The following is a 942-nucleotide window of genomic DNA, read 5'->3' as shown; positions in this document are numbered from 1 at the left end:
TATCCGAAGGCCATTGTGCTAGAATAGATTTAGTACCGAACTAGCTTCGGACTTACACGGTTCTCGTGACACCCTCGGCGCGTACTGCCGACGATGTCGCGCAGGAGGTCTACGCGTTGCTGATCACCTACCAGGCGTTGCGGACCGCGATCGCCGATACCGCGCTGGCCACACCGGGCATGGTCGCGGACCGGGGCAGTTTCACCGTCGCTTTGCAGACCGCCCGCGACCAGCTCGTCCATGCGGCCGGGTCATCACCGGCGCGACTGTCGATATCGTCGGTGTGATCGGGCGGGCCGTGCGCGCTGACCTGCTCCCACATCGCCGGCCCCGCAGCAGCCTTCGCGTGGTCAAACGGGCAATCTCCAAACACCGCGCCAAGGGGGTGATCGACCGGACCATCTACCAAACCCACATCAGCGTGCGCGTGCTACCCGGTTGACAACCCGGCAGCACACCAAACTGAGCGGCCTTGGGTCTAGCCCGGGCTGCGGTGCACGCCGGCTACCGCACCTATGTCACCACCGCCGCCGATTTGGCGGCCCGCTGCCACAAAGCTGCGATCGAAGGCCGGTGGGCCACCTGCATGCGTTTCTACGCCGGACCAACGCTCCTGGCGATCGACGAACTGGGATACCTGCCGTTACCTGCAGAGGCGGCATCAGCACTGTTTCAGGTTGTCGCGCAACGGTACTTGAAGACATCGATCGTGATCACCACTAACCGCAGCGTCTCCGAATGGGGCGAAGTCCTCGGCGACACCATCATCGCCGCGGCCATGCTCGACCGGCTCCTACATCGCTCGGTGGTCCTCAAACTCGACGGCGATTCCTACCGGCTACGCGACCACCAAGCCACCGCCGACAACCTCCGCCGGGCCACGACCGGAAACCGCGAACCCCTATAATCAGGACCGCTCACGGGTGGGGCATTTCGATGAGC

At 64.0% G+C, this 942-nt stretch carries 1 protein-coding gene and 1 pseudogene; both read left to right on the top strand.

Annotated features, from left to right (window positions below; genetic code table 11):
• The first annotated feature begins 65 nt into the window (after positions 1–65).
• Positions 66–287: a hypothetical protein gene (locus A5789_RS36815; RefSeq protein ID WP_064903081.1), complete on the top strand. Its 222-nt coding sequence runs from the start codon at positions 66–68 to the stop codon at positions 285–287.
• Between the two features lie 182 nt (positions 288–469).
• Positions 470–907, top strand: a pseudogene (locus A5789_RS23015) (ATP-binding protein); the annotation flags it as partial.
• Between the last annotated feature and the right edge of the window lie 35 nt (positions 908–942).

This window comes from Nocardia sp. 852002-51101_SCH5132738, from assembly GCF_001665695.1.
Classification (GTDB): domain Bacteria; phylum Actinomycetota; class Actinomycetes; order Mycobacteriales; family Mycobacteriaceae; genus Nocardia; species Nocardia nova.
The sequence above is the reverse complement of the archived record's forward strand: the minus strand, read 5'-3'. Positions and strand labels throughout refer to the sequence as shown.